Source organism: Demequina lignilytica (genome assembly GCF_030418305.1).
Taxonomy (GTDB): Bacteria; Actinomycetota; Actinomycetes; order Actinomycetales; family Demequinaceae; genus Demequina; species Demequina lignilytica.
Window position 1 is genome coordinate 1 of record NZ_JAUHPX010000003.1, and the last position, 22000, is coordinate 22000.

Sequence of the window (22000 nt, forward strand, 5' to 3'; positions counted from 1 at the left end):
GCTCTCCGCACCTGCTGCCAGGTGCAGATCCGGGACCACAAGGCCTGGTAGAGCACCTCTCGGCGGCCCGCCGGGGGCCCCCCCCCCCCCCCCCCCCACCAACCCCCCCGGGCGGGGGGGGGGGGGGGGGGGGGGGGGGGGGGGGGGGGCCCCCCGCCCCCCCCGGGCGGGGGGGCCCCCCACCCCTGCCGGCTACGCCGCCGGCTTGATGTTCCAGATGTAGGGGTAGACGTTGCCGGTCTGGGCCTCGGCCGTGGTGCTGCCGTCGACCGCGAAGTTCGTGGTCATCCGGTAGAACGGCGCGAACCAGGCCTGCTCGACCACGTAGGTGTTGAGCTCGGCGCCGGCCGCCTCGTCACCCTGCTGGATGCGGTCGACCAGCTCGGCCACGGTCTCGTCCTCGACGCGGAACGGGTTGAAGATCGCCTCGGGCGTGAGCTCGAAGGTCGCGATCTGCCAGTCGGTCGGGTCCTGCTGCAGCTGCATGAACGCCGCCGGGTACTGCGCGCCGATCATGTCGTTGATGAAGTCGCCGATCGCGAGATCCGTGTACTCGGCCGTGATGCCGATGTCCGCCAGCTGCTGCTGGATGAGCGGGAAGATCTGGGTCGGGAAGGCCGAGGAGCTCGGCATCGACAGCGTGAAACCATTCGGGTAGCCGGCCTCGGCCAGCAGCGCCTTCGCACCCTCAGGGTCGTAGCTGTAGTAGCTGTCGAGCGACTCGTCGAAGCTCGACGAGGTGACGGGCCAGATCTGGGTGGTCGGGGTGCCGTAGCCCGAGACGAAGGCGTCGACGAGCGCCTCGCGGTCGAACGCCATGTTGATCGCCTGACGCACCTTGACGTCGGCGAGCTCGGGGGCGAGCGTGCCGTCGCGGTCCATCAGCAGCAGGCCCTGGTAGTCGAGCTCGTACTGCACCATCGAGAAGCCCGCCGCCTCGGCCTGCGGGACCGTCGTGGTGTCGTTGATGAGGCCGGCGTTGACCTGGCCGCCCTGGATGGCGTTGATCAGTGCCGAGGAGTCGGCGTACAGGTTCAGCACCAGCTTGTCGTAGTACTGCTCCTCCGGCATCCAGGAGTCGGGGTTCTTGTCGTACACGTAGGTGGTGCCGACGACCGTCTCATCGGTGTTGAGGACGTACAGCCCGGAGCCCACGGGGGTCGTCTCGACGTCGGGGCTGTCGAAGGCCGCGGGGCTCTCCTGCATGCCGGCGTTCATGGTGAGGTACCACTCGAGCGACGGGTCGGGCTCGGTCATCGTGATGGTGAGCTCGTAGTCTCCGGTGGCCTGCGCATCGGCGACGCGCGACAGCCAGGAGGCGTTCGAGGAGGTGCCGTCGCGGAAGCGCAGCACGTTCTGGGCCGCGACGTCGGCGTTGAACGCCTCGCCGTCGGTGAAGGTCACGTCGTCGCGCAGCTGCATGGTGAGGGTGAGGCGGTCCTCGCTCCACGACCACTCGGTCGCGAGGTGGGGCGAGATGGTGCCGTCGGGCTCGGCGCGCAGCAGCGAGTCGTACACGGCCTGCGTGTAGAGCGACTCGGAGCCGAAGCCGGTGTTCTGCGCCGACAGGCTGGTGGGGGGCGTCGCGGTGGCGATGGTCAGGGTACCACCGGAGACGGTCTCGCCACCGGAGGTCGAGCCGGTGCTGCTGTCGGTGTCGGAGCTGCCGCCGGAGCATCCGGCGAGGAGCGCGATCGCGGTGGCCGCGGCCGTGGCGACCAGTGCGCGCTTCTTGGAGAACATCGTCGTTCCTTCCATGGTGGGGGGACGAGCCCCTCGTCGGGCTGTCGGGACGACGGTAACTCTAAAACCCAAGTGAGCGCAAGGTATTTATCGATTCGTTATCGGGGCGGAATGGATATGCGTTCCGGCGGGCGTGCCGACCGGGCGTAGAGTCGACAGGGTCGCGACGATGCGGCGGAGAGAGGTGGCACATGTCCGTGGACATGCAGATCCCGGGCCCCGGCGGCGGCCCCACGGACGTCTCCCCCGTCGAGAGGCGCGTGCTCGAGGCCATGCTGGAGACCATCAGCGCCGACGGCTACCACGCCGGGTCGTTCGCGCGCGTGGCCACCCGCGCGGGGCTCACCGCCGCCGAGCTCGAGGACCTCTACCCCGACGAGCGGGTGCTGCTCGTCGACGCGATGCGGTACCGCGACGCGCTCGGCGCCGCGACCATGCCGGACGCGCACGCCGACGGTCGCGGCCTGCTGCGCGGGTTCCTGGACATCATCCGCTACAACGTGGCGACCCCCGGCACCGTCGAGCTGTTCACCATGCTGTCGGCGGCGGCCACGTCCCCGGAGCACCCGGGCCACGACTACTTCCGCGAGCGCTACGCCTGGCTCCGGGGGATGGTCGAGGACGCCCTCGAGGAGCTCGAGCAGGAGGGCGAGCTGCGCCGACGGGCCGACCCGGCGACGGTCGCCACGCAGGCCCTCGCGCTGCTCGACGGCCTCCAGGTGCAGTGGCTCCTCGACCGGCGTGCGATCGACATGGAGCGGCTCATGCGGGCCTTCTTCAACCAGCACCTGTACCGCAAGCTCGAGCCGGCGCGTCCGCTGCGGCTCGCGCGGGACTGAGCCCCCGCATCGTCCCTCCGGGAACGCGGAAGGCCCCGCCGGAGCGGGGCCTTCGCATCAGCGGAGACGGTGGGATTTGAACCCACGGAGGGGGTTTAAGCCCCTCACGGTCTTAGCAGGACCGCGCACTAGACCTGACTATGCGACGTCTCCAAGGTTGCCCAGGATACCGGACCTCCGGACCAGGGCGAAAACGCGGAGAGTGCGGGATTCGAACCCGCGGAGGCGGGTCACGCCTCAACAGTTTTCAAGACTGTCACCTTCGGCCGCTCGGTCAACTCTCCTCGGCGCGCGGGGCGCCGCAGCCATTGTGCCAGGCGTGGCGCGGGACGATGCGCGGGCTCAGTCGAGCGAGTACCACCCCGGGGCGAGGCCCGGGCTGAGCACCTGGAGCTCGTAGAGCTCGGCGACGCGAGCGAGCTCGGCGTCATAGGTCAGCACCGCGTGGATCTCCGGGTGGGCCACGGCGGCGCCGAGGTGCAGCGCGGCGAACGGCTTGAGCACCGCGCTCGCGTGCGTGGAGACCGAGACGTTGTGCTCCGAGAAGCGGATGACCGGGATCGAGGAACGCACCATCTCGAGGACCTCGAACGCCTTGGGCTTGGTCTCGCGAGGGTAGAGCTCAGCGGCCTGACGCAGCTCGGTGAAGCCCAGCTGGGTGGTCGCGAGCTCGTGGATGCGGGGGACGGCGAAGTCGGTGAACTCGTCGAAGTAGCGCACCCCGGGGAGGAAGCGGCACAGCCCGGAGCCGTCGACGTAGATCACGCTCACAGGGTAGCGCCGCACCGCGTGGGACCCGACGCATCGTCGCTGCCCCCTCGGGCGCATCGTCCTGCCCCCTTCCCGCGCGTCGTCCCGCCCCGACCCGCGCATCGTCCCGCCCCAACCCGCGAAATGGAGCCTAGGTGCACGAATCCACCCGCTTTCGTGCACCGATCCTCCATTTCGCGGGACTCAGGCGAGGGACTCGGCGGGAGGGGCAGGGCGGCGCGGCTCAGGCAGGGACGCGAGGCCCCGCAGACGCGGGAGCGCCCCCGCCGGCGGCGGGGGCGCTTCCTGTCTCAGCTGGTGGTGGACCGCTCAGCGGTCCTTGATGCGACGCATGGCGAGCTGCACCACGGCGATCAGGGCCTGCTTGGTGGCCGCCTTCTCACGGGCGTCCGTGTACATGACCGGCACGTCGGCCGGGATGCCCAGCGCCTCGCGCACGTCCTCGAGGGTGTGGCGCGCCACCCCGTCGAAGCAGTTGACGCAGACGACGAACGGGATGCCGCGACCCTCGAAGTAGTCGACGGCGGGGAAGCACTGGTCGAGACGCTCGGTGTCCACGAGGACCACGGCGCCGATCGCGCCGCGCACCAGGTCGTCCCACATGAAGAGGAAGCGGTCCTGGCCCGGCGTGCCGAACAGGTAGAGCCAGAGGGAGCCCGGCAGCGCGATGCGGCCGAAGTCCATGGCGACGGTGGTGGTGGTCTTGCGGTCCGTCACGCCACCAGCGTCGTCGACGCCGACCGAGTGCTCCGTCATGGCCGCCTCGGTGTTGAGGGGGTCGATGTCGGAGATCGAGCCGATGAAGGTCGTCTTGCCGACGGCGAAGCCGCCCGCGATGACGATCTTGACGACGGTGGGAGCGGTCTGGGCCGGCGGCGCGGCCACGGCCGCGTTAAAGGGCTGCGATGCCATCGAGGACACTCTCCAGGAGGCTCAGGGACAGACCGCCGGACGCGTCGTGCGTGTGTGCGTCCTGCGCGGTTCCGCCGATGTGGATCTTCAGGTAATGGACTTCGGCAAGGTCCGTCACCAGCACCCGGACCACACCCAGCGGAAGCCTGGTGTGGGCCGAGAGCTCGGCCACGGACTGGTACTGACCTGTAGCAAGCTGCAGGATCTTCTTCTTCTCAGGGGTGAGCCCCGTCAAAGCCTCGGTGCTGGTCGTCGCCTCGACCAGGGCCTCCATCGGCAGGTCCGCGGAGGCGGCGCTCACGCGCCCGCCCGTCACCGCGTACGGCCTGACCGTGTAGGCCTCGTCCTCGTCGTGCGCCATCGCCATCCCCCGTCACGAGAATCAGACGCGCGTCTGACCGTCGGTGGGGAGGTTCTGGCGCATCTCGGTGATGAGCTGCGGGGTGAGCGCGTTCTCGAAGCGCGAGACGAGCAGCGTCATCTCGTAGCCCACGAGACCGACGTCGCACGTCGAGTCCGCGGCCACCGCGAGCACCGACCCGTTGGACACGCTCATGAGGAACAGGAACAGCTCGTCCATCTCGACGATCGACTGGCGCACCTCGCCGGCGCCGAGCTGGCGGGCGGCGCCACGGGTGAGGCTCGACATGCCGGCCACGATCGCGGCGAGGGTGTCCCCCTCGGTGCGGTCGAGGTTCTTCGACATCGCCATGAGCAGGCCGTCCGCGCTCACCACGAGAGTGTGACGCGTGCCGGGAACCGACTCGACGAAGTTGTCCAGGAGCCATCCGAAGTTGGTGGCCTCGGTGCTGAGGGCGGTCACTTGTCCTCCTTGGGGGTGATGCTGCAGGCCGGCTGGGCCGGGTGGTGGGTGTCGGTGGTGGTCATGGGTCTACTCGTTCGCGTGCTGCGGGGCGGCCTGCAGGTCGAGCTCGGCCGCGTCGGAGCGGGCGCGCTGCGTCCCCGAGTAGAAGCTGCTGAAGCGGTTGCGGACCGCCTCGGCGTCGCGCTCCTTGTGGGCGAGCGTGACCTCCTCGTCGAGAGGGGTCACCTCGGGCTCGACCTCGGCGGGCTTGCGGCGCTTCTGCAGGCCGGCCTTGGTCTTCTCGACCTTGGGACGGGACTCGGAGAGCGAGCTGAGCTCGGCGAACACGTCGCGCGCCAGGTCCGCCTCGTCGTCCGCCGCCGAGCGGCCCGACGGGCTCTCGGTGTCGATGATCGGCGTGTACACGCCCGAGTCGCCGTCCGCCTCCGCGATCGCGCTCTGGCCGGCCGCCTCCCACCCCATCGGGTTGGCGAGCTGCTCGGGGGTGAACGATGCCGTGGCCGGGGCCTCCTCCTCGACGGCCGGGGCCGGCGCGGGCCGAGGCTCGAAGACGGGCGCCTCGGCCACGCCCTCGGCGGGCGTGAAGGACATCGGCGCGGGCTCGGGCGCGGGCTCGGGCTCCGGGGCGAACGCGGGAGCGGCGGCAGCGGGCTCGGGCTCCGCAGGCGCCTCGAACGACGTCGGGGCGAAGGGCGCCGAGCGCTGCACCTGCGGTGCCGCGGGCGCGTCGTCGTGGCGGTGCCGTCCGAACAGGCGGCCGAAGAAGCCGGCGCGACCGGCCTCCTCGCCCGAGGCCTGCGCGATCAGGTCGTCGAGGCTCGGCTGGTCGGGGACGACCTCAGCCGGGATCGGCTCGCCGAGCGCGACCGACTCGACGCCCGGCGCCGCGGGCGCGGGCGCGGGCGGCGCCTCGAACGCCTGGGGCTCGGGCTCGAGCTCGACGTCGGGCTCGACCGACGCGACGGGCTCGGGCTCCACCTCGACGGCGTCCGCCTCCACCGGGGAGGTCTGCGCCTGCGCGGCGCCGAACGCCGCGCCGAAGGCGGCCGCATCGAGCCACGGAGCCGCGGCGGGCGCGTCCTCGACGGGTGCGGCCTCCGCGGGGGCGGCGTCGTCGGGCTCGAGCGACGGGACGGTCTCCGCCTCGAAGGCCTGCTCCTCGTCGGGCTCGAGCATCGGCACCGCGAAGGCGCTCTCCTGCACGGGCTCGGGCTCCGGCGCCACCTCCGGGGCGGGCTCGGCGGCGGCGAACGGCGCGCCGTAGGGCGAGCGCGCGAACGGCGATTCGGCGGCCGGCTCCGCCGCCTCCGGGGAGGGGTTGGTCAGCGACCGGCGCGTCGGCAGCGGCGAGGAGGACTCGACGACCGGCGGCTGCGCGGCCTCGGCGACCGGCGCGACACCAGGCTCCGGCTCGACCGCGGGCTCAGGCTCCGGCTCGAGCTCAGGCGCGATCGGGACCGCCAGCTTGGGCATGGCGAACGACGGCAGCGCGGGCCCCGCGGGCTCGGGCTCGACCTCGGGCTCGACCTCGGCGACCGGATCCGGCTCCACAGGCTCGGGCGCGGCGGCCGGCGCCTCCGCACGGTGACCGTCGGCCGAGGCGCGGCGGATCGCGTCGAACGCGGCGAAGGCGCCGCCGAGCTGCGCCGCGGACGGCGTCGCGGCGGGAGCCTCGGGGGCGGCCTCCTCGGCCTCGTCGGGCTCGATGCCGGGGACCGCGAGGGCCTCCTGCTCGACGCCCTCGGCCTGGTCGCCGGGCTCGGCCTCGCGGCGCGGAAGGAAGCCGCGGAACATCGCCGCACGCTCCTCCGGGGTCTGCGGGGCGACCTCCGCCGCGGGGACGGTGGGCGTGAACGCCGAGGACTCGGCCTCGAGCGCGCTCAGCTGCGCGGCGGTCGCACGGACGGGGAGGCCGATCACGGCGCGCTCGTCACCGTCCTTGTCCGCCGCGGCATCGTCGCGACGACGACGGGACGGCAGTCCGGACGCGGAGGTGCCCTCCGTCAGCTCCGCACCGGAGACCGCGACACCCTCGGGCGCCGCGGCGGCGTCCGCCGCGATCAGCGCGTCCAGGCCCACCGGCATCGGGATCGAGTCGTCCTCGTCGACCGGTGCGGGGATCGGTGCGGCCGCCTCCGCCGGCACGGCCTCGGCCGCGGGCTCGTCGGCACCGCGGCCGCTGAGCTGCGTGCCCTCGACCATCGCCGCAGGGGCGTAGCCGCCGGCGGGCGCGACGGCGTCAGCCGCAGGAGCCTCGTCGGCCGCGCCCTCGAAGAGCTCGGACGGCAGCAGCACGGTCGCGACCGTGCCCTTGCCCTCCTCGGACGCGATGGCGACCTGCGCGCCGAGGCGCCGGGCGATGCGACCGACCACGAACAGGCCCAGGCGCTGGGCGCCGAGGATCTCGGACGCGGCCGACGACTGCACGCGGCTGTTCGCCTCGGCGAGCTCCGCCGCGGTCATGCCGATGCCGGTGTCGATCACCTCGACGGTGAAGCCCTCGGCCGTGCGGCCCGTGCGGATGATGACGCGCGAGCCCGGGTCGGAGAACACGGTCGCGTTCTCGAGCAGCTCCGCGAACAGGTGCGCGGCGGTCAGCGCCTGGTGACCGTGCATCGACGGGTCGACCACCAGGTCGAGGTCGATGCGCTCGTAGAGCTCGATCTCGGAGGACGCGGTGCGGACCACGTCGGAGAGAGGCATGGCGCGACGCAGGCGGCGACCGGTGTCGATGCCGGCGAGCACCAGGAGCGACTCCGAGTTACGACGCATCCGGGTCGCGAGGTGGTCGAGCGCGAACAGCTTGGTCAGGCGGTTCGGGTCGTCCTCGGTGCGCTCCATCTCGTCGATGCTGGAGAGCTGGCGGTTGAGGAGCACCTGGTCGCGACGGGCGACGTTGACGAACATCTCGGAGATGGATGCACGGAGCGCGGCCTGCTCTCGCGCGATCTCCAGGGTGGCGGCGTTGACGCCGTTGAACGCCTGGGCCAGGCGGCCCACCTCGTCGGTGGAGTCGACGGGGATCTGGACCTCGGAGACGTCCACCTGCTCGCCGGGCATCGCGACCCGCTCCACCAGTCGGGGGAGCTCGTCGCGGACCGCGGTCGCGGTGGTGGTCAGGCGGCGGAGCGGGACGGCGATGCGGCGCGCGATGAAGAACGCGAAGATCAGCGTCAGGGCGATGGCCACGCCCGCGAGCGCGGTCAGCAGGATCGCGGTGTTCCGCGCGGCGGTGGTCGACGACGACGCGATGTCGAGCGCGCGGTTGAAGATGTCGTCGCGGAGGGGCGTGTACTGCGCGGTCTCCTCGTCGACGCGGGCCGGCCAGTCGTCGCTCTGCGCCTGGACCAGCGAGGAGTCCAGACCGTTGGTGATGCGGTTGCGGATCGACTCGAACGACGACAGGCTCGACACGGACAGGTCGACCGAGGCACCGAACTCGGGCACGGTGATCGCGCCGCCGGGCACGCCGAGCGCGCTCTGCTGGGCGGTCTCGAGGCCGATGTTCGTGCGCTCGACGATGTTGCGGGAGGTCGCGGCGTCCGCACCGGCGAACACGCCGTTGCGGATCATGCGCTCGAAGGCGATCTCCTCGTACTGGAGGTCCTCGATGAAGGCGTCGATCGAGGCGAAGGCCTGCATGGCGGCCACCAGGTCCGTGTCCGGCGCCGCGATGGCGATGGCCGCGGTGGCCTGCTCGAACGCGGCGATGATGTCCGAGTAGTAGGAGATCGCCTGCTGCGGCGTGACCTGGGCGGCCATGATGCCCGCGCGCAGGTCCGGGAGGCTGTCGCGGAGCTGGGAGCCCGCCTCGACGCCGGCGAGCGCCGCCGCGTTGTCCTCGGTGCGCTCGACCTCGGCGGCGGCCGCGGCGATCGCGTCGAGGCCGTTGTCGACGTCGACATACGTGGTCTCGAGGGTGGCCTGGTAGGCCTGCGGGGCCTGCAGCAGGTCGAGGTAGATCTCGGCCTCGCGCTCAACCGACTGCGTGAGGTAGACCAGCTTGAGCCCGAAGTCCAGGTCGTCGGCCATGGAGTCGCCGATCGCCTGCAGCTGCGCAACCACGTCGGCGTAGGAGTCCTGCTGCGCCTGGATCTCCTCCTCCGAGGGGAAGCCGAGCCACTCGCCGGCGGCGCTGGGCGGGGTGATGGTCAGCGCGTGCTGGGCGTCGAGCATGCCCTCGCCGGGGGTGCCGCCGAGCGCGGCGGTGACGTCCGCGACCACCTGCGCGGCGCGCTCCGCCTGGTCCTGGGCCTCCTCGGCCGTCTCAGCGTCGGAGCCGGCCTGTCCGGCCGCCTCCGCGAGCGCGCCGAACAGGGTCGCCGTCTCCACGGTCTGCGACCGCAGGCTCTCGCTCGCGACCTGGACGGTCTGGGCGTAGTTCACACCCGCGCGGCGCTCCGTCTGCAGGTCCTCCTTGACCACGCGGGAGATGCCCAGAGTCTCGATCAGCTGCTGCGCGTTGGCGTTGGTCTGGTAGGTCTGCACGTTGCTGAAGACGATGTAGCCCATCGTCGAGATGAGGAGCAGCACGGGCAGGGCGACGACGGCCACCAGCTTCCATCGGATGCTGACCTTCTGAAGCATGGAACCTTCCCCTCATCAACGGTCCGTGCGACGCTCCGTCGCCATCTGCGGGCGGGCGCTCCCCTGGCTTATCGGCTCGAACCGGCCAAACCTGAGGCCCGCGCCTGCACGGACTGCAGTTTGAGAGGATAGTCGCGCACCTCTATGACGGAGAAAAGCCCAGGAGTGGTCGAATGCGCGCAGCGGTCGTGTCCGATTCGGGCGACGATGCGGCATTTTCCCTGCTAGAACGGCCAGATCCGCGGTGCGGGCCCGATGACGCTGTGATGAGGATCACAGCCGCCGGCGTCAACCGCGCGGACATCCTGCAGCGACGCGGCCTCTACCCGCCGCCCCCCGGCGCCCCCGAGTGGCCCGGCCTCGAGGCCGCGGGGACGGTGGCCGAGGTGGGCGCCGCGGTGACGGGCTGGCGTCCCGGCGACCGCGCGTGCGCGCTTCTGCCCGGCGGCGGCTACGCCGAGCGCGTGGCCGTCGACGCCTCGCTGCTGCTGCCCGTGCCTGCCGGCGTCACGGACGTCGAGGCCGCGTCCCTGGTCGAGGCCGCCTGCACCGTCGTGTCGAACCTCGACGCCGCGGGAGCGCGGGCCGGCGAGACGTTGCTCGTCCACGGCGGCTCGGGGGGCGTCGGCACGGCCGCGATCCAGATCGCGAAGGCGCGCGGGATGCGGGTGATCGCGACCGCGGGCGGAGCTGCGCGGGCGGGACGATGCGCGGCCCTGGGGGCCGATCACGCGCTCGATCACCGTGCGGGCGGCTGGGTGGACGAGGTCCGGGCGCTCGGCGGCGCCGACGTGATCCTCGACGTGGTGGGGGCGGCCTACCTCGCGGACAACGTCCGCGCGCTGCGGACCGGCGGACGTCTCGTGGTGATCGGCCTGCAGAAGGGCGCGCGGGCCGAGCTCGACCTGGGCGCCCTGCTCACGAAGCGGGCGACCCTCCTCGGCACCACGCTGCGCGCCCGTCCGCTCGCCGAGCGCGCGGCGATCGTCGCGCGCGTGCGCGACGAGGTGTGGCCGCTGGTCCCGCGCATCGTCCGTCCCGTGGTCCACGCGACCTTCCCCCTCGCTCACGCGGGCGACGCGCATGCCGCGCTGGAGTCCGGCGAGGTGTTCGGCAAGGTGGTGCTGACGGTCCCCTGAGGGGCTACAGGACCGCGAGCCGCTCGGGGTCGATGAGCCGGTTGAGCACGGTCAGGATCCCGTCCTCCTCGACCGAGCCGACCACTTCGTCCGCGACCCGCTGCACGTGCTCGGGGGCCGTGCCCATCGCGGCGGACTGGCCGGCCCACTCGAGCATGTCGATGTCGTTGTTGCCGTCGCCGACCGCGACGGTGTGGTCCGGGTACACGCCCAGGTGGCGGCGCAGCGCCTCGAGCGCCGACGCCTTGGACACGCCGGGGGGCGTGAGGTCGAGCCACGCCGACCAGCCGACCGCGTAGGTCACGTCGTTGAGCCCGATCCGGTGCACCAGGTCGTCGAAGTGGCTCACGTCGACGCCGGGGGCGCGCACCACCACGCGGGTGGCCTCGTCGTGGCAGAGCTCCTCGAAGTCCTCGACCACGCGCTGGCGGCCCATCAGCTCGCCGTCGGGGAAGGGGCGGTTGACCAGGAAGCCCACGCCCAGGTCCTCGACCGCGTAGTACGCGTCGGGGAGCTCGCTGCGGACCAGCTCGAGCGCCGCGCGCGGGTTGAAGGTGACCTTCTCGATGATGTCGTAGCCGCCCGGGTGCGCCGGGTTGAGCTTCACGGTGACCGCCCCGTTGGAGCACACCGCGAAGCCGCGACGAATGCCGAGGCGCTCGGCCACCGGCATCATCCCGACGATGTTGCGGCCGGTCGCGAGGATCACATGGTTGCGGCACATGCGGGCGCGCTCCACGGCATCGACCACGGTGCCGGAGATCTCGCCGCCCCAGTGCATGAGCGTGCCGTCGATGTCGAGGCCCACGAGGCGCCAGGTGTCGGGGGTGAGCGGGGGCCGCATCTCGTCGGGCTTCATGGGCGGGCGGCGCTCAGCGCACCGGCTCCAGCACCTCGAGTCCGCCCAGGTAGGGACGCAGGACGGGCGGCACATGGACCGAGCCGTCGGCCTGCTGGTGGTTCTCCAGCAGCGCCACCAGCCAGCGGGTGGTGCCGATGGTGCCGTTGACGGTCGCGACGGGCTCGTTGCCGTCCTCGCGGCGCTCGCGGATCGCGAGTCGACGCGCCTGGAACGTGGTGCAGTTCGAGGTCGACGTGACCTCCATCCAGCGCTCCTGGGACGGCAGCCACGCCTCGCAGTCGAACTTGCGGGCGGCGCTCGAGCCGAGGTCGCCGGCCGCCGTGTCGATCACGCGGTACGGCAGCTCGAGGGCCTGCAGCATCCGCTCCTCGGTCTCGAGGAAGCGCGCGTGCTCCGCGGCGGCGTCCTCCGGACGGCAGTAGCTGAACATCTCGACCTTGTGGAACTGGTGCACGCGGATGATGCCGCGGGTGTCCCGGCCGGCCGATCCCGCCTCGCGGCGGTAGCAGGCGCTCCAGCCGGCGTACCGCAGGGGGCCGTCCGCGAGGTCGAGGATCTCGCCCGAGTGGTAGCCCGCGAGCGCCACCTCGGAGGTGCCCGTGAGGTACAGGTCGTCGCGCTCGAGCCGGTAGATCTCGTCGGCGTGCTTGCCCAGGAAGCCGGTGCCGGCCATCACCTCGGGGCGGACCAGCGTGGGCGTCATCATGGGGCTGAAGCCCGCCTCGAGCGCGGTCTGCATCGCCGCATTGAGCACGGCCAGCTCGAGACGCGCGCCGATGCCCGTGAGGAAGTAGAAGCGTGCGCCCGACACCTTGGCGCCGCGCTCCATGTCGATCGCCTTGAGCCCCTCGCCGATCGCGAGGTGGTCCTGCACGTCGATGCCCTCGGCGGCGAGGTCGCGCGGCGCGCCGACGGTCTTGACCACCGTGTAGTCGTCCTCGCCGCCGGCGGGGACGCCGGGCTCCGGGATGTTGCCGAGCGACCGGGCGAGCTCGACCGCCTGGGCGGCCGCCGCATCGGCGCCCGCCTGGAGCTCCTTCACGCGGGCCGCGAGCGCCTTGGTGCGCGCGAGCAGCGCCTGCTTCTCCTCGCCCTGGGCGCGGGCGACGTCCTTGCCGATCGACTTCTGCTCGGCGCGCGCGGTCTCGAACTCCTGCAGCGCGGCGCGGTGGGCGGCGTCGGCCGCGAGCACCCGGTCCACCACGGACGGGTCGTCGCCCCGGGCCACCTGGCTGGCCCTCACGACGTCGGGGGTGGAGCGCAGCAGCTTGAGGTCGATCATGCGCGCAAGTCTATCGACGCCCGACATAGGCTCTCCTCATGCCGGCCTTGGTGATCGCGCTCGTCGCGCTGGCGCTCGCCATCGCGGCGCTGTCGCTGGCCATCGCCATGACGCGCCGCATCGGGCTGCGCGACCCCGTGGCCGTGCCGCCGCTGTGGAGGCGCGTGCTGCGGATCCGGCCGCTGCCGGCCATGGACCTGGGCGCCGCGACCGAGCGCTCGGACCGCCAGGAGCGGGTGGCGTTCATCGCGAACCCCACGAAGGCGAACGTCGCGGAGCTGCGCGAGCAGGCGCTCCGGGCCTGCGCGATCCGCTACCTGCCGCAGCCCATGTGGCTGTACACGACCCCGGACGATCCCGGGGTCGGTCAGGCGCGCGAGGCGCTCGCGGCCGGCGCGGACCTCGTGGTGGCGGTGGGCGGCGACGGCACGGTGCGCGCGGTCGCCGAGGCGCTCGCGGGGACCGGGGTGCCGATGGGGATCCTGCCGCTGGGCACCGGCAACCTGTTCGCGCGCAACCTCGACCTGCCGCTCGACGACCCGGCGGCGCTGCTGCGCACGGTGCTCGAGGGTGGCGAGCGCCTGTCCGACGTGGGCTGGCTCGAGCTGGTGCGGTCCCCGGACGGGGAGGGCGAGGGCGACCGTCACATCTTCCTGGTGATCGCGGGAGCGGGGCTCGACGCGGAGATGGTCGCCGGCGCCACCGACCAGCTCAAGCGGCGGCTCGGCTGGCTGGCCTACTTCTTCGCGGCCGCGCGGCACCTGGGCAAGCGCATGGACGCCACCATCGCGGTCGACGCGGAGCCGCCCGCCGAGTCGACCATGCGTACGGTGCTGCTGGCGAACGTCGGGCGGCTGCCCGCCGGGCTCCGGCTGATCCCCGACGCCTCCTTCGACGACGGCCGCATCGATGTCGCGGCCATCGACGCCCGCGGCGGCCTGGTCGGCTGGACCGAGCTGTTCGGGGTGGTGGTAGCGAAGAGCTCCGGGATCCGGGAGCCGTGGCTCCTCAGCGTGCTCCAGACGTCGCGGATCGACTACGCGACCGGCGAACGCATCGACATCCGGATCCGCGAGCCGCAGAACGTGCAGGTCGACGGGGAGTCGATGGGTCGCGCGACACGGCTGCGCGCCTCGGTCCAGGCGGGGGCGCTCACGCTGCGGGTGCCGAGGTCGTCGCTCCCGGATCCGAGCCCGACCGCCGGGGACCCGCCGGACTGAGCCGCGCGCTCAGCGCCTGCCGGCGCGCAGGCCCTGCACCCAGGACCGCGCGTCCGCGAACTCCTGCTCGGAGGTGCCGGGCGCGACCGGGGTCGGGTAGCCGGTGGCGGCGGGGTACGAGCCCAGGAAGATCACGGTCGGGTTGGTCCGCTTGAGGCCCACCAGGGCCTCCGCCATGCGCGGCTCGTCGATGTGGCCGAGCGCGTCGATCGAGAAGGAGTACTCGCCGGGCCGGTCGGAGCGCGGGCGGCTCTCGATGCGCGACAGGTTGACGCCGCGCGCCGCGAACTGCTCGAGCATCGACAGCAGCGCGCCCGCCCGGTCGTCGGGGAGGTGCACCACGAGCGTCGTCTTGTCGGCACCGGTCGCCGACGGGACCGCGGCGGGCCGGCCGACCTTCACGAACCTGGTCGCGGCGTGAGGGTTGTCCGCCACCCCGGACGCGAGCACCTCGAGGCCGAGCGACACGCCCACCCCCGGCGGGGCCAGCGCCGCGTCGAACGGCGCGTCGCCCGTGGCGAGCTCGCGGGCGGCGGCCGCGTTGGACGATGCGGGGATCTGCGCGGCGCCGGGAAGGCGCTGGGCGAGCCACCGCCGGCACTGGTTGAGACCGTGGGAGTGGGCGGCCACCGCGGTGATGTCCTCGAGCGCCGTCCCGGGACGGGCGACGAGCTCGAAGGAGACGGCGAGCACCACCTCGCCCAGGATCGCGAGGGGGCTGCCCTCGGCGAGGGTGTCGAGCGTCGCCGTCACGCCGCCCTCGACGGTGTTCTCGATCGCGACCACGGCGAAGTCGGCATCGCCGCCGCGGACCGCCGAGAGCGCCGCCGGCACATCGATGACGGGCGTCGCCTCGATCTCGGCCGGGTCCACCATCGCGCGCAGGGCGGCCTCCGTGAACGTGCCGGACGGCCCCAGATAGGCGTAGCGCGGTGCGGTCACCGGTCCTCCTTCGCGGTCGCGGCCTCCCCCCGTGCGGGATGGAGGCGCCGGTCGACGGACGCGCGCGTGGACGATGCGGTGCTCCTGAGGCGCCGCGAGCTCACGGCCGTCAGCACCTCACGGTACCGGTTGGCCCGTGCGAGCATGGTGCGCTCGTCGGCGGCGTGGCCCTTGTGCCGGATCTCGCATTCGACCTCGGTGATGGTGAGACCCGCCTGCAGCACGTCCAGCGTCATCGCGGCCTCGAGCCCCGCGCCCCGCGCGAGCGGCATCGCGACCTCGAGCGCCTCGCGCGTGACGCAGCGGATCCGGCCCAGCGGCTGACGCGGCGACCACCCGGTCGCCCGCTCGACGGCGGTGCGCGCGATGCCGGACGGCATGCCCTGCGCGATCTCCTGCGCCTCGGTGAGCGCGACCGCGAGGTCGCACACGCCCTCGAGGACGGCGGGCACCAGCGGGGCGGCGCCGATCGCGTGGTGGCCCAGGTTCCCGTCGAGCATGAGGATCGCGCGGGGGGTGGCCCCCGGCTCGTCACGCATCGCGATCACGGACGCGCCCGTCTCCACGGCCGCGCTGCGACCGCGGATGTGCGGGTGGCGCACCACCACCGCGCCCGCGTTGCGCGCCAGGTCCTGCGTGTTGTCCGTCGAGCCGTCGTCGACCACGAGCACCAGGTCCACGCCGGGGATGGCGAGCGCGGCCCGCACCGTCGCGGCGATGCGCCGCGCCTGGTCGTGCGCCACGATCAGCGCGGCCACCGCCGGGCCGCGCGGCGGCGTGCCGCGGCGGCCGCGGGACCCGCGTGGGGACCTCCGCGGACGCTGCTCGGACGCGGCGCTCTCGGACACGTGGCAAGCCTAGCGATACGTGGCGAAGTCGCGAACCGTTCTTTGCCTCGCCGTGACCGTTCTGTGACTCCCGGTCGGGGCGATCACTGGCCGCCTCGGCCCCGGGGTGGAAGAGTGGACCCCATGCATGATCGCGCGGGCACGGTTGCCCTTCCCGAGGACCTCATCGACGTCGACGCCCTGCTGGGCGCCTACTACGACCTCGTGCCGGACCCCACGGTCCCGGCGCAGCGGGTCGCGTTCGGCACCTCCGGCCATCGTGGGTCGGCCTTCGACACCGCCTTCAACGAGGCGCACATCGTCGCCATCACCGCGGCGATCGTCGAGTACCGCCGCGACCTGGGCATCGACGGGCCGCTCTTCATGGGCAAGGACACGCACGCGCTGTCCGGCCCCGCGCAGGAGACCGCGCTCGAGGTGCTGGCCGCGGCGGGCGTCGAGGTGCGCGTCGATGCCCGGGACGGCTTCACGCCGACGCCCGCGATCTCGCTCGCGATCCTGGTGGCCAACGGCGCCGTCTCCGACAGCGGCCTGCGGACCTCCGGGCGGGGCCTGGCGGACGGCATCGTCATCACCCCGTCGCACAACCCGCCGCGCGACGGCGGCTTCAAGTACAACCCGCCTCACGGCGGCCCCGCCGACACCGACGCCACCGGCTGGATCGCCGCCCGTGCGAACGAGCTCCTCGCCGGCGGCTGGCGCCAGGTGCCGCGCTTCCAGCTCGCGAAGGCGCAGGCCGCGGACACCACGCAGGGCTTCGACTTCCTCGACCTCTACCTGGACCACCTGCCGTCCGTGATCGACCTCGACGCGATCGCGAAGGCCGGGGTGCGGATCGGCGCGGATCCGCTCGGCGGCGCGGCCGTCGACTACTGGGGAGCGATCGGCGAGGAGTTCAAGCTCGACCTCACCGTGGTCAACCCGAAGGTGGACCCCGCCTGGTCCTTCATGACCCTCGACTGGGACGGCAAGATCCGTATGGACTGCTCGTCGCCGTCGGCCATGGCGAGCCTGCGGACCCTCATGGCGGGAGCCGACAGCCCCTACGACGTCGCGACGGGGAACGACGCCGACTCCGACCGCCACGGCATCGTCACCCGCGACGGCGGGCTGATGAACCCGAACCACTACCTGGCCGCCGCGATCGCGTACCTGTACGGCGGCGCGCGTCCGCAGTGGCCCGGTGGTGCCAGGATCGGCAAGACGCTCGTGTCCTCGAGCCTGATCGACCGCGTGGGCCGGGACATCGGCCGCGAGGTGGTCGAGGTGCCCGTCGGGTTCAAGTGGTTCGTGCCCGGGCTCCTCAGCGGCGACATCGCGTTCGGCGGCGAGGAGTCGGCCGGCGCATCGTTCCTGCGTCGCGACGGGCGCGTGTGGTCCACCGACAAGGACGGGCTGATCCTGTCGCTGCTGGCCTCCGAGATCATCGCGACCACCGGAGCCTCGCCGTCCGCGCTGCACGCGTCGCTCACGGATCGACTGGGCGAGAGCTGGTACGCCCGCGTCGACGCGGCCGCCAGCAAGGAGGAGAAGGCACGCCTGGGCGCGCTGTCCCCCGAGCAGGTGCCCGCGACCACCCTCGCCGGCCAGACCATCACCGCCAAGCTGACGGCGGCGCCGGGCAACGGCGCGAAGATCGGCGGGCTCAAGGTGACGACGGACGATGCGTGGTTCGCCGCCCGGCCCTCCGGCACCGAGGACGTCTACAAGATCTACGCGGAGTCCTTCGTGTCCGAGGCGCACCTGGGCGAGGTCCAGGCCGCCGCGCGCGAGGTGGTCTCCGAGGCGCTGGAGGGCTGACCGGTGGCGACCGAGCCCGAGCTGCCGGAGCCCGACTTCGAGCCGCGTCCCGAGACGACCTCCTTCGCGGTGGTCGAGGAGGTGGCGGAGACCATCGTCGCCGTGGAGGCGCTCCAGGACGGGCCGACTGCGAGCCCGGAGCTGGAGAGGGCCGCGCAGGAGGCGGCGGTGTACGCGCGTGAGCAGGGCATCGACGGCCCGCCCGACGACCTGGACGGCTGACCCGTCGCGCCTCCACAGGCGGCGCCCGGCACCGTGCCACCCTGTGCGCATGACGGCCGTCCTCCGCATCGGCGCGCTGACGCTCCTCGCGCTGACGCTGAGCGCCTGCATGCGGTTCTCCGCCGACCTGCGGATCGCCGAGGACGGCACGGTCGACGGCGAGTACGTGGTGGCGCTCCAGGAGGGAGCCGGCGCCGCGCTCGGCGGATCGGATCGCGAGGCGTCCCTGCAGATCCTCGAGGAGTCGGGGCTGCTCGACCCCCTGACGGACATCCGGGAGCACGGCTTCGCGGCCGACGGCCTGGCCGGCACGGAGGTCACCTTCCGCAACCAGCCGGTGGAGGCCCTCGCGCCCACCGCCGACCGTTTCGGCGTGACCCGCGAGGGCGACGAGTACGTCGTGTCCGGCCGCGCCTCGGCGATCAGCGAGGAGGACGCGGACTCGCTCGAGGGTGCGGAGCTCACCGTCTCGATCACCTTCCCCGGGCCCGTGTCGGAGGCCAACGGCACGGTCGACGGGACCACCGTGACGTGGGACCTGGTCGGCGGCCCCGAGGAGCTGACGGCGCGCGCGTCCGCGCTCCGGACCACGTCCCCGGTGCCGGCGGTGCTGACGACGCTCGTGGTGCTGGGTGCGGCGGGAGCCGCGGCGGTGGCCGCGCGCCGCGCCGAGGTGGTGCGCCGGCAGGGCCTCCGGCGGGCCACGCGGGGCGCCGTCCCGGCACCCGCCACGCGACCCGTCGGAGCCTCCCCGGCGCGTCCCGCCGGACCCCGCCGACCCTAGCGTCGCTCCTGCTACCTGTGGCAGGGTGACGGCCATGAAGAAGCTGCTGAGGGGCATCGCTCTTTCCCTGCTCGCCGTGGTCGCGCTCACCGGCTGCCTCAAGATCGAGGGGTCGTTCGTGCTGCACGAGGACGACACGATCGACGGCACGTTCCTGATCGCGGTCCAGAAGGGCATCGGCGACTCGATGGGCATGAGCGACGAGGACCTGCTGTCGCAGATGACCGAGGACATGGACGCCGGCGACCTCGACGGCGCCACCGTGGAGCCCTACGAGGATGACGACTGGGTGGGCCAGCGCGTGGTCTTCGACAGCCTGCCGATCGCGGAGGCGTCGGAGGACGATGCGGGCCTCACCGTGGTCCGCGAGGACGGCTTCTTCGTCGTGCAGGGCGACCCGCTGGCGTCGGAGTCCGAGGGCGAGGACGGCGACCTCGGCGGCCTCCCGGGCGCCGAGGCGACCATGAGCGTCACCTTCCCGGGTGACGTCGTCGAGACCAACGGCGCCGTCGAGGGCACCACCGTCACGTGGGACCTGCTCACCCTCGACGAGCCGATGTACGCCAAGGGCAGGGCCACGGCCGGCTTCAGCCTGCCGACATGGGCCTGGTACGCCGGGGGCGGCACGCTGCTGCTCGCGGCGCTCGGGATCGTGCTCGGCGTGGTGCTGAGCAGGCGCCGCGGCGCCGCGGCCCCCTACGCGCCGGCGCAGGCCGCGGCGGGCACCGATGCGGCGGCCGCAGGCACGTACGCCCCGCAGACCTTCGAGCCGCAGTCGTTCGAGCCGGCCCCTGTCGAGGAGGCTGCCGCCGCTCCCGAGCCGGCCCCGACCGAGCAGCTGCCCTACTCCCCTCCCGCGCCGTCGGAGTCGTGGCCCGGCGCCGCCCCGTCGGACCCGGCCCCCACCGAGCCCCTCCCGACAGAGGAGTCACCCTGGGCGCCGCCGCAGGAGCCCGACCGTCCCTAGCGGGCCGCGCATGCGAGGCTTGATCCCATGAAGGTCGCGACCCGGATCCTCGCCGCCGCAGCCGCCGCGCTGCTGCTGGCCGGCTGCGTGCGCGTGACCGCTGAGACCACGCTCGGCACGGACGACACGTTCGACCAGCACGCGGTCATCGCGGTCGCCCCCGAGGCGCTCACCGCGCTGCGGCAGCAGCTCGGCCAGGTCGATCCGGGCGAGCTGCCCGCCGACGCGCTCGACCAGCTCGACCTGGAGTCGCTGCTGGATCCCGAGACGTTCCGCGAGCAGCTCGCGCCGCTCGAGGAGGCCAACCCGGGGTCCGTCGACGTGCAGCCCTACTCCGACGACGAGGGTCGCTCCGGCGTCGAGCTCACCGTCACCGGCGTCCCGCTCGCCGACGCGGGCGACGCGACGGCGACCGTCCCGCTCGCGGGCGCCACGGGCATCGTCCGGGACGGCGACACGTACGTCGTGACGCTCGAGTCGGGTGCGGCCTCGGAGCTCGAGGGCCTCGGCGCGCAGGCGTCCCAGCTGCGCCTGATCGAGAACGCCGTCGACGTCGCGGTGGCGTTCACGTTCCCGGGCCTGATCACGGAGGCGACCGCCGGCGAGGTGGACGGCTCCACCGTCACGCTGGGGCTCAGCGACCTGCTGAGCGCGGACTCGATCCGGATCGTCGGCGGCGCCTCGCCGCAGGTGGACTGGGGACCGTTCCTGCGGTGGGGGCTGGTGGGGCTCGCCGTCGTGGTGGTCGTCGGCGGCGCGACGCTGCTGGTGCTGCAGGACCGGCGCCGACGCGCCTCGACGGCGCTTCCGCCGCCCCGCCCGGGAGCCGAGGGCGGGATGGGCACCCTGGGGAAGGACGATGCACCCCCGGGGTGAGAGCATGTCCCGGTGCTCGCTCCCTACCGCTCGATCCTGACGCTCCCCGGCGCCAAGGCCTTCGCCTTCGCCGGGCTGCTGTCGCGCCTGCCCATCTCGATGTTCAACATCTCGGTGATCCTGATGGTGCAGATCCAGTACTCGAGCTACGCCATCGCGGGCCGCGTCGCCGCCGTGGGGGTCCTGGTGTGGGCCCTGCAGACGGTCCCGACCGCCCGGCTGGTCGACCGCATCGGCCAGCGCGCGGCGATGATCCCGCTCACCATCACCTTCGTCGCGGGCGCGAGCCTCGCCATCTGGACGGCGATGACGCGGGGACCCGAGTGGCTGCTGTGGCTCGCCGTGGCCATCGCCTCGATCCAGGGCCCGCTGGGCTCGCTGACCCGCGCGCGCTGGTCGCACCTGCTCGAGCGGGACCAGGACATCCACACCGCCTTCGCCCTCGAGGGCTCGCTCGACGAGGTGCTGTTCGTCGCGGGCCCCGCCGCGGCGACCATCCTCGCCACCACGGTCTGGCCGCCCCTGGGCGTGGTCGTGTGCCTCACCGGACTGGTGATCGGCATGACCATCCTCCTCGCGCAGCGCGCGACCGAGCCGGCCCCGCGGCGCGGCACGGGCGGGACCTCGTTGGGCCTGAGGCTGCCGGGCGCCGTCATCGGCGTCGCGTTCGTGTCCTTCGGCATCGGCGCGATGTTCGGCGCCTTCGACATCTCGGTGGTCGCCTTCGCCGACGAGTCGGGCCACAAGACCCTCTCCGGCCTCATCATCGGGATCATCTCCGCGGGGTCGCTCGTGGGCGGGCTGCTCTACGGCGCCCGGCACTGGCGCTCACCGCTGTGGAAGCGCACCCTGATCGGTGCCGCCGCGCTCGCGATCGGCTTCGGCGCCCTCGCGCTCGCCCCCAACGTGCTCCTGCTGTCGCTGATGGGGTTCGTCGCCGGCGCCACGATCGCGCCGACCATGACCAACGCCGACGCGGTGGTCCAGCGCGTGGTCCGGCGCGACCAGATCACCGAGGGGATGGCCTGGCTGCGCATCGGACTCGGGGTCGGCGTCGCGCTGGGCGCGTGGGTCGCGGGCGGCCTGATCGAGTCCGTGGGGTCCCGCGCCGGCCTGGCCGCCTCCGCGGCGGGCGGCCTCCTGTCGCTGGTGCTCGCGCTCGCCTTCATCGGCGTCGTGCGCCGCGACACCGAGCGCGGACGTCCCACCGACGAGGCGGCGCTCGAGGCCGAGCAGGAGGAGCTCGAGCAGCTCGAGGAGACCGTCGAGCAGCCCCCGATCCCCCCTCATCTGTAGGTGGATGACGGGTCCCTGAAATGACGGGACCTAGGTCCCCTCGCGGCCCCCGCCGGGCGGCGTACCTTTGCAGACACAGGGACT

At 73.0% G+C, this 22000-nt stretch carries 19 protein-coding genes and 2 tRNA genes; 9 read left to right on the plus strand and 12 right to left on the minus strand.

Features of this window, described 5'->3' with window-relative positions; all coding sequences use genetic code 11:
* Window positions 1-192 precede the first annotated feature (192 nt).
* Window positions 193-1743 (minus strand): ABC transporter substrate-binding protein, encoded by a 1551-nt coding sequence (locus QQX10_RS05375; RefSeq protein WP_301118934.1) that lies wholly within the window; start codon window positions 1741-1743, stop codon window positions 193-195.
* A 191-nt stretch (window positions 1744-1934) separates the two neighbouring features.
* On the opposite strand from QQX10_RS05375, the gene QQX10_RS05380 reads away from it, so the two are divergent.
* Window positions 1935-2582: a TetR family transcriptional regulator C-terminal domain-containing protein gene (locus QQX10_RS05380; protein ID WP_301118935.1), complete on the plus strand. Its 648-nt coding sequence runs from the start codon at window positions 1935-1937 to the stop codon at window positions 2580-2582.
* Window positions 2583-2643: 61 nt separating this feature from the next.
* Here the strand turns inward: QQX10_RS05380 and QQX10_RS05385 are convergent.
* The 7 genes from QQX10_RS05385 to QQX10_RS05415 all read right to left on the minus strand — a co-directional run bounded on the left by QQX10_RS05385 (window position 2644) and on the right by QQX10_RS05415 (window position 9678).
* A tRNA-Ser gene (locus QQX10_RS05385) sits at window positions 2644-2735 on the minus strand.
* A 43-nt stretch (window positions 2736-2778) separates the two neighbouring features.
* A tRNA-Ser gene (locus QQX10_RS05390) sits at window positions 2779-2866 on the minus strand.
* Window positions 2867-2924: 58 nt separating this feature from the next.
* Window positions 2925-3347 carry a hypothetical protein gene (locus tag QQX10_RS05395; protein WP_301118936.1) on the minus strand — a complete coding sequence of 141 codons (423 nt, stop codon included), beginning with the start codon at window positions 3345-3347 and terminating at the stop codon, window positions 2925-2927.
* Window positions 3348-3662: 315 nt separating this feature from the next.
* The gene (locus QQX10_RS05400) at window positions 3663-4265 is read right to left on the minus strand and encodes a GTP-binding protein (protein ID WP_301118937.1); all 603 of its coding nucleotides are present in this window, start codon (window positions 4263-4265) and stop codon (window positions 3663-3665) included.
* Window positions 4246-4626 carry a DUF742 domain-containing protein gene (locus tag QQX10_RS05405; protein ID WP_301118938.1) on the minus strand — a complete coding sequence of 127 codons (381 nt, stop codon included), beginning with the start codon at window positions 4624-4626 and terminating at the stop codon, window positions 4246-4248. Before QQX10_RS05405 ends, QQX10_RS05400 begins: the two co-directional genes overlap by 20 nt.
* 21 nt (window positions 4627-4647) lie before the next feature.
* Window positions 4648-5088 (minus strand): roadblock/LC7 domain-containing protein, encoded by a 441-nt coding sequence (locus QQX10_RS05410; protein ID WP_301118939.1) that lies wholly within the window; start codon window positions 5086-5088, stop codon window positions 4648-4650.
* 69 nt (window positions 5089-5157) lie between these two features.
* Window positions 5158-9678, minus strand: a complete 4521-nt coding sequence (locus QQX10_RS05415; protein WP_301144527.1) for a HAMP domain-containing histidine kinase — start codon at window positions 9676-9678, stop codon at window positions 5158-5160.
* Window positions 9679-9851: 173 nt separating this feature from the next.
* On the opposite strand from QQX10_RS05415, the gene QQX10_RS05420 reads away from it, so the two are divergent.
* Entirely contained in the window at window positions 9852-10817 is a 966-nt protein-coding gene (locus tag QQX10_RS05420; protein WP_301118941.1) for an NAD(P)H-quinone oxidoreductase, read from the plus strand.
* A 4-nt stretch (window positions 10818-10821) separates the two neighbouring features.
* Here the strand turns inward: QQX10_RS05420 and QQX10_RS05425 are convergent, their stop codons facing one another.
* Both QQX10_RS05425 and serS read right to left on the minus strand, forming a co-directional pair.
* A complete protein-coding gene (locus QQX10_RS05425) occupies window positions 10822-11676 on the minus strand; it encodes an HAD family hydrolase (RefSeq protein ID WP_301118942.1) in 855 nt (284 codons plus the stop codon).
* Window positions 11677-11689: 13 nt separating this feature from the next.
* Window positions 11690-12961: a serine--tRNA ligase gene (serS, locus tag QQX10_RS05430; protein ID WP_301118943.1), complete on the minus strand. Its 1272-nt coding sequence runs from the start codon at window positions 12959-12961 to the stop codon at window positions 11690-11692.
* A gap of 38 nt (window positions 12962-12999) precedes the next feature.
* On the opposite strand from serS, the gene QQX10_RS05435 reads away from it, so the two are divergent.
* The gene (locus QQX10_RS05435; RefSeq protein ID WP_301118944.1) at window positions 13000-14181 is read left to right on the plus strand and encodes a diacylglycerol/lipid kinase family protein; all 1182 of its coding nucleotides are present in this window, start codon (window positions 13000-13002) and stop codon (window positions 14179-14181) included.
* A 9-nt stretch (window positions 14182-14190) separates the two neighbouring features.
* Here the strand turns inward: QQX10_RS05435 and pheA are convergent, their stop codons facing one another.
* Together pheA and QQX10_RS05445 are read right to left on the minus strand one after the other, a co-directional pair.
* A complete protein-coding gene (pheA, locus tag QQX10_RS05440; protein WP_301118945.1) occupies window positions 14191-15123 on the minus strand; it encodes a prephenate dehydratase in 933 nt (310 codons plus the stop codon).
* Window positions 15120-15971 carry a glycosyltransferase family 2 protein gene (locus tag QQX10_RS05445; RefSeq protein WP_301118946.1) on the minus strand — a complete coding sequence of 284 codons (852 nt, stop codon included), beginning with the start codon at window positions 15969-15971 and terminating at the stop codon, window positions 15120-15122. The genes pheA and QQX10_RS05445 overlap by 4 nt, the downstream gene beginning before the upstream one ends.
* A gap of 123 nt (window positions 15972-16094) precedes the next feature.
* Here QQX10_RS05445 and pgm point away from each other — a divergent pair, with 123 nt between their 5' ends.
* From pgm to QQX10_RS05475, 6 genes are read left to right on the plus strand one after another with little or no spacing between them, the layout of a single operon-like run.
* On the plus strand, window positions 16095-17771 hold the full coding sequence (pgm, locus tag QQX10_RS05450) for a phosphoglucomutase (alpha-D-glucose-1,6-bisphosphate-dependent) (protein ID WP_301118947.1): 1677 nt from the start codon (window positions 16095-16097) through the stop codon (window positions 17769-17771).
* Window positions 17772-17774: 3 nt separating this feature from the next.
* Window positions 17775-17993, plus strand: a complete 219-nt coding sequence (locus QQX10_RS05455) for a hypothetical protein (RefSeq protein ID WP_301118948.1) — start codon at window positions 17775-17777, stop codon at window positions 17991-17993.
* 49 nt (window positions 17994-18042) lie between these two features.
* Entirely contained in the window at window positions 18043-18777 is a 735-nt protein-coding gene (locus QQX10_RS05460; RefSeq protein ID WP_301118949.1) for an LppM family (lipo)protein, read from the plus strand.
* Window positions 18778-18811: 34 nt separating this feature from the next.
* Window positions 18812-19744: an LppM family (lipo)protein gene (locus tag QQX10_RS05465; protein WP_301118950.1), complete on the plus strand. Its 933-nt coding sequence runs from the start codon at window positions 18812-18814 to the stop codon at window positions 19742-19744.
* Window positions 19745-19771: 27 nt separating this feature from the next.
* Window positions 19772-20620, plus strand: a complete 849-nt coding sequence (locus tag QQX10_RS05470) for an LppM family (lipo)protein (RefSeq protein WP_301118951.1) — start codon at window positions 19772-19774, stop codon at window positions 20618-20620.
* 12 nt (window positions 20621-20632) lie between these two features.
* Window positions 20633-21916, plus strand: a complete 1284-nt coding sequence (locus tag QQX10_RS05475) for an MFS transporter (RefSeq protein WP_301118952.1) — start codon at window positions 20633-20635, stop codon at window positions 21914-21916.
* Window positions 21917-22000: the final 84 nt, after the last annotated feature.

Coding starts and splice junctions, on each gene's coding strand:
- QQX10_RS05435 (WP_301118944.1), top strand. CDS start 13,000: ATGCCGGCCTTGGTGATCGCGCTCGTCGCGCTGGCGCTCGCCATCGCG.
- pgm (WP_301118947.1), top strand. CDS start 16,095: ATGCATGATCGCGCGGGCACGGTTGCCCTTCCCGAGGACCTCATCGAC.
- QQX10_RS05420 (WP_301118941.1), top strand. CDS start 9,852: ATGCGCGCAGCGGTCGTGTCCGATTCGGGCGACGATGCGGCATTTTCC.
- QQX10_RS05405 (WP_301118938.1), bottom strand. CDS start 4,626: ATGGCGCACGACGAGGACGAGGCCTACACGGTCAGGCCGTACGCGGTG.
- QQX10_RS05425 (WP_301118942.1), bottom strand. CDS start 11,676: ATGAAGCCCGACGAGATGCGGCCCCCGCTCACCCCCGACACCTGGCGC.
- QQX10_RS05460 (WP_301118949.1), top strand. CDS start 18,043: ATGACGGCCGTCCTCCGCATCGGCGCGCTGACGCTCCTCGCGCTGACG.
- QQX10_RS05470 (WP_301118951.1), top strand. CDS start 19,772: ATGAAGGTCGCGACCCGGATCCTCGCCGCCGCAGCCGCCGCGCTGCTG.
- QQX10_RS05400 (WP_301118937.1), bottom strand. CDS start 4,265: ATGGCATCGCAGCCCTTTAACGCGGCCGTGGCCGCGCCGCCGGCCCAG.
- QQX10_RS05375 (WP_301118934.1), bottom strand. CDS start 1,743: ATGTTCTCCAAGAAGCGCGCACTGGTCGCCACGGCCGCGGCCACCGCG.
- QQX10_RS05465 (WP_301118950.1), top strand. CDS start 18,812: ATGAAGAAGCTGCTGAGGGGCATCGCTCTTTCCCTGCTCGCCGTGGTC.
- serS (WP_301118943.1), bottom strand. CDS start 12,961: ATGATCGACCTCAAGCTGCTGCGCTCCACCCCCGACGTCGTGAGGGCC.
- QQX10_RS05380 (WP_301118935.1), top strand. CDS start 1,935: ATGTCCGTGGACATGCAGATCCCGGGCCCCGGCGGCGGCCCCACGGAC.
- QQX10_RS05415 (WP_301144527.1), bottom strand. CDS start 9,678: ATGCTTCAGAAGGTCAGCATCCGATGGAAGCTGGTGGCCGTCGTCGCC.